We start from the raw sequence: 4,830 nt of genomic DNA on the forward strand, positions 1-4,830 counted from the left end.
TTCGAAACGCGCAAGTTATTTCATTTCGACTCCATAGTGCCACTTGACATAGTGCTATCTACCATAGTGTTACTTGACATGATGTCACACGACATAGTGCAACATGATGTTATCCGACATGGTGTCGTTCGACACGGCGCCCGGCGGGCGCCATGGTTCCTGGTCCGCACCGTCGCACGCCGGCCGCCAGCATTTTCCCAGGGCGCCGGTGAGGAGGATATTTGGAGGCGCGGGGCGGCGCACCGGTCGGGGAGTGAGAGCCATCGAGGTGTACGCGTGATGTTCAGGCGGCAGGACACGGTCCTGATCACGTCCGCGGCCCGGTCGCGGCAGTCGGACATCCATCGGCGGGAGGTGCGTTACCTCCTCTCGATGATGTTCCGGATGCTCTGCTTCGTGCTCGCCGTGGTCGCCTTCCACGGCTGGCTGCGGTTTGTCGCTGTCGCGATGGCCGTGATCATTCCGTGGGTCGCGGTGGTCATCGCCAATGGCGGTCCGGCGCCCGAACGCGACCGGCCCGCCAGCTACGATCCGGGCCAGCCGGCGGCGGGCGAGCCGCCGGCCCTGGAGGCCGATCCCCACCGGGTGGTCGACAGCGAGGGCTGGGTGGATGACGAGGGCTGGGCGCACGGCCATCCGGACCCACCGGGCCGGGACGGCAGCGGGCTCGGCGAGGCGCCCGTCTCCGGGCCGTCGGGTTGACGTCAGGTTGAGCCGGTGAGGTGCATCAGCTTCACCACTGACTACGGACTCGCCGACGGCTTTGTTGCAGCCTGCCACGGGGTGATCCTGCAGACGGTGCCGGACGCCCGGATCATCGACGTGACCCACCTGGTGCCGCCGGGGGACGTGCGGCGGGGGGCGGCCGTGCTCGCCCAGACGGTGGGTTCCCTGCCTCGGGGGGTGCACCTCGCCGGGGTGGGTACGTCGCGCCGGGCCCTGGCACTGCGCGCGGTCGGCGGTCACCTGGTCGGGCCCGACAACGGCCTGCTGATCTCCGCGGCCGAGCGGTTGGGGGGGGATCGAGGCCGCGGTCACGCTGGCGGTGCGGCCCGGAACCCCCGCGACGTTCCACGGCCGGGACGTCTTCGCCCCGGTGGCTGCCGCCCTGGCGCGCGGGACGCCGCTCCAGGAGGTCGGTGAGCCGGTGGAGCCGGCGACCCTGGTCCGTCCGCGGGCGGCCCTGGCTCGGCTACGCCCGGATGGCACCGTGGAGACCGAGGTGGTCCTCGTTGACACGTTCGGCAACGTCCAGCTCGCGGCCTCCGGCGCGCTGCTCGGCGCGGCCGGGCTGCGCCCGCCGGGTCGGGCGGTGCTGCGACCGCTCCGGCGGGACCGCCCGACCGGGGCCGAGCAGGCGGTCGGGCCGCCCGCGGCCGCGGGCCCGATGGTTGAACTGGCGGTAGGGGTCACCTTCGGTTCCGTCGGCCCGGGGGAGGCGGTGCTCTACGTCGGCTCGGCGGGGATGGCGGCCCTCGCCGTGCGCGACGGTGACGCCGCGCATGCCCTTACGCTTATGCCCGGCGACCGCCTTACGCTGCGCCGCTGGGACAGGCGTCCGGGGCGCCCACCGCCCGTCGGGTGACGGCACCGGTCAGCACCGGTCAGCAGAATCCCGGGAAGGTCAGCCAGCTCGGCCCCGGGTCGGGAGCGTCATCGCGCAGGACCGTTCCCTCGATCTTGCCGTACGGCCGGTCCGCGGCGTAGTAGATCGTGTTGGGATTATCGAGCCCGAACGGTTCTAGATCAACCAGGAAGTGGTGTTTGTTCGGCATTGACAGGCGGATTTCGGCGACGTCGGCGTGCGCGGTCAGTGCCGCCTCGCCCATCCGGTACAGGGTCTGTTGCAGAGCCAGGCTGTGGAGGCTCGCGAAGGTGCTGACCAGAGCCGTCCGTATCCAGTCGAACAGTCGTTCGAAGCCGAGGTCTGACCGGGCGTAGCGCCAGCGGGCGGTGACCTCTGTCGCCAGGATGCGGTCTGTCGTCTCGGGCAGCGTGGTGTACCGGTCGCGGAGAAACCCCGAGAATTCCGAGCCGGTCGACTTCAGCAGGACCAGCCCGGCGAGTCCGGACACGACGAAGGCCGTGTCACGGTCGAGGGTGACGACCGTCGTCCTTTTCTCCCCAGCCGACCTGCTGAAGGCATGGTCGTGCGGCACCCCGTCCACCGGGATGCGGTCCCACCGGTACTGCTCGATTTCTATCCGGGCGCCGTCGATCCACGGGAGGGATCCGACGAAATGGTGACCCAGCCGGATCGCGAAATCCTCGATCTGGCCGATTCCGTGCTCGCGGGCGAAGGCGTAGACGGTGTTTTTCTGCGTGTCCGTGGTGAGCACGTGCGCATTGTCGCCGGACAGGTGCGCGGCGGCGAAGTCACCACGAAGCGCAGTGGAGACGTTCAGATCGGTGATCTGGTGCACCGGTCCGTTCCGCGCTACGGGGACGTAATGAAGTAACAAATACGTGATCGAGAGCATCATCGCAGGTCACAGGCCTGTGGAGGGTTCGAAACGCGCAAGTTATTTCATTTCTACTCCTACGTGGACGAGACGGACCTCCGCCTTTCCATACTGATTGGGCCCGAGAACGATCGCCATGTGGCCTCCCTGTCGTGGGACGGTCATTTCCCTTATCCGGAGTGCGCCTTTCGCCCGGCCGGGTCGATCGGCCTGCCGCGGGTCCGACCGTCCCGGCGCGTCGTGCCGGCACCGGTGCGGGCCGGAGACCGCCGAACGTGGCCTGACCATTCTGCTGGACCGGGTGACCTCCCGGACCGACAGTGAGTTTCGCGCGCCCGGCTCGTGCCGTTCGTCGTGCCGTTCGTCCTCCGGCTCCTCGCCCCGGCCTGTCGCCGGGGTGCCCCTCCGGGCCAGGTGGACCGCTGGGTGGGATCACGCGGTGGTGACCCGTCCGGGTGGCTTCCGGTAATGGAAAGTCAGCGAGACGTCAATGGTCTCGCATGCCGGCGGTGCCGTGTACCGCCCGGTCGTCTCTGGTTGCGGAAACTCATCTGCACGGGTGACGGGTTGCGTCTTTTTTGATATCGCCGCGGGTTCTGGCCGTCGTTTCGGGTGGTCGGTGAAATGTCCTCCGGGCCGGGCAACTCGGGAAGGCGTTCGTGCGTCAGAAGGGGAGAAGGGGAGGGGTGTATGTGGGACGCCTGGAGAGTGCTACTCTCCGTATTAAGATGCTCGACGCTGGGTGATGCTCTTCCGGTTGGCGCCGTAGATTCCGCTGATCGAGGATACGTGGGGTTGATCTCTGGGTACCGTTCGGACGTAGCTTCCCGTCCGGCGACGCTGCCGGCGCGGTCTTCAAGAGGGGGCATTACATGTCTCGCTCGGTAATGATTCCCTCACGTATTTTCCATGGGTGGGGTCGCTCGGCCCGGCTGGAATCCCGGCCGGCGGGATCGCCTGGTCGCCGGCCCCGGCGGTGGCCGGGGGGGACGCTTCTGCTTGCCGCGGTGCTGTCCGCGGCGGCCTGTTCCGGCGGGGGGGCATCACCGGCGCCGGCCGGGGCCACCCCCGCGCCGGATCCGGCGGCGAGCGTGACGGTCACGCCGGGGGACGGCGCCACCGGGGTGGCGCTGACCAGCCCGGTCGTCGTGCGCGGCAACGCCCCGCTGGCCGCGGTCTCCGTCAACCGGAGGGCGAGCGCGTCGGAGAAGACGGAGCCGGGGATACTGCTCGGCACCTTCTCGGCCGATCATCGGACCTGGACATCCTCCGGTGGGCTGTTCGCCGATTCGCGGTACGACGTCGAGGCGTCCACGTCCCCGGCGACGGGCATCGTCGGGACGACGTCGGTGCGGACCGGCTTCGTGACCGGCGTCCCGGCGAAGTCGTTCAAGGTCTCCTGGGAGCCGGTCGCGGGCCAGACCGTCGGGATCGGCGCGCCGATCAGCCTGACGTTCAGCGCGCCCGCGCCCAGTCGGGCCGCCGTCCAGAGCCGGCTGGTCGTACGGACCGATCCGCCGGTCCTCGGCGCGTGGAACTGGCTGTCGAACCGGGTCGTCATGTGGCGGCCGAAGGAGTACTGGAAGCCCGGGACGAAGGTGCACGTCGAGGCCAACTTCGCCGGCTACGACGCGGGCGGGGGCCGGCTGGGGGTCAAGGACCGGGCGATGGACTTCGTCATCGGCTCCGCCCAGGTCTCCAAGGTCGACTCGGCCACCCACACGATGAAGGTCTTCCGGGACGGGCAACTGCTGCGCACGATGCCGGTCAGCCTCGGCAAACCCAGTCTGCCGAGCATGGATGGCCCGCACAACGTGCTGGGCAAGTCAGCTGAAGTGATCATGGATTCGGCCACCGTAGGCATCCCCCAGGGCGACCCGGACTACTACTACGAGAAGGTCCAGTGGGCGGTCCACTACACCAGTGGCGGGCAGTACGTGCATTCCGCGCCCTGGTCGGTGCCCTCCCAGGGACGAGCCAACGTCTCCCATGGGTGCGTGAACGCCTCACCCGCCGACGCCCAGTGGTTCTACAGCTTCACCCGGCTCGGTGACATCATCGACATCGTCAACACCGGTCGGCCGCCGGACACCTCACAGCTCGGCAACGCGTGGTCGGTCCCCTGGGCCACGTGGAAGGCGGGCAGCGCGCTGCCAGTGTCCGACCAGCTCGCCCCCGCGGTGAGCCTCGACTCCGCGGTGAGCACCGTCACGCCCGGGCCTGCGGCCGCCATCCCCAGGACCGGCTCGGCGGGCGCCGGCGCCTGACCGGGCGATCGCGGGTCTCGCAGCCGCGGCAGCGTGGACGACGCCCGGCCCGACCAGCTCGGTGCCGGGCGTCGTCAATATGCGCCCTCGGCCGCTCCCAC

Annotated in this window: 3 protein-coding genes and 1 pseudogene; 3 read left to right on the forward strand and 1 reads right to left on the reverse strand. The window is 69.3% G+C overall.

Annotated elements, in window-relative coordinates; translation table 11 throughout:
• Positions 1–279: 279 nt before the first annotated feature.
• Together ACY5KJ_RS17560 and ACY5KJ_RS17565 are read left to right on the forward strand one after the other, a co-directional pair.
• On the forward strand, positions 280–702 hold the full coding sequence (locus ACY5KJ_RS17560) for a DUF3099 domain-containing protein (RefSeq protein WP_462203879.1): 423 nt from the start codon (positions 280–282) through the stop codon (positions 700–702).
• A 15-nt stretch (positions 703–717) separates the two neighbouring features.
• Positions 718–1,585: pseudogene (locus ACY5KJ_RS17565) on the forward strand (SAM hydrolase/SAM-dependent halogenase family protein).
• A gap of 19 nt (positions 1,586–1,604) precedes the next feature.
• Here ACY5KJ_RS17565 and pucL read toward each other — a convergent pair.
• Positions 1,605–2,483, reverse strand: coding sequence for a factor-independent urate hydroxylase (gene pucL / locus ACY5KJ_RS17570; RefSeq protein ID WP_462203877.1), 879 nt, complete (start codon positions 2,481–2,483; stop codon positions 1,605–1,607).
• Between the two features lie 986 nt (positions 2,484–3,469).
• On the opposite strand from pucL, the gene ACY5KJ_RS17575 reads away from it, so the two are divergent.
• The gene (locus tag ACY5KJ_RS17575; RefSeq protein ID WP_462203878.1) at positions 3,470–4,729 is read left to right on the forward strand and encodes a L,D-transpeptidase; all 1,260 of its coding nucleotides are present in this window, start codon (positions 3,470–3,472) and stop codon (positions 4,727–4,729) included.
• The last annotated feature ends 101 nt before the right edge of the window (positions 4,730–4,830 follow it).

This window comes from Frankia sp. CcWB3 (assembly GCF_977927595.1).

Coding starts and splice junctions, on each gene's coding strand:
- pucL (WP_462203877.1), bottom strand. CDS start 2,483: ATGATGCTCTCGATCACGTATTTGTTACTTCATTACGTCCCCGTAGCG.
- ACY5KJ_RS17560 (WP_462203879.1), top strand. CDS start 280: ATGTTCAGGCGGCAGGACACGGTCCTGATCACGTCCGCGGCCCGGTCG.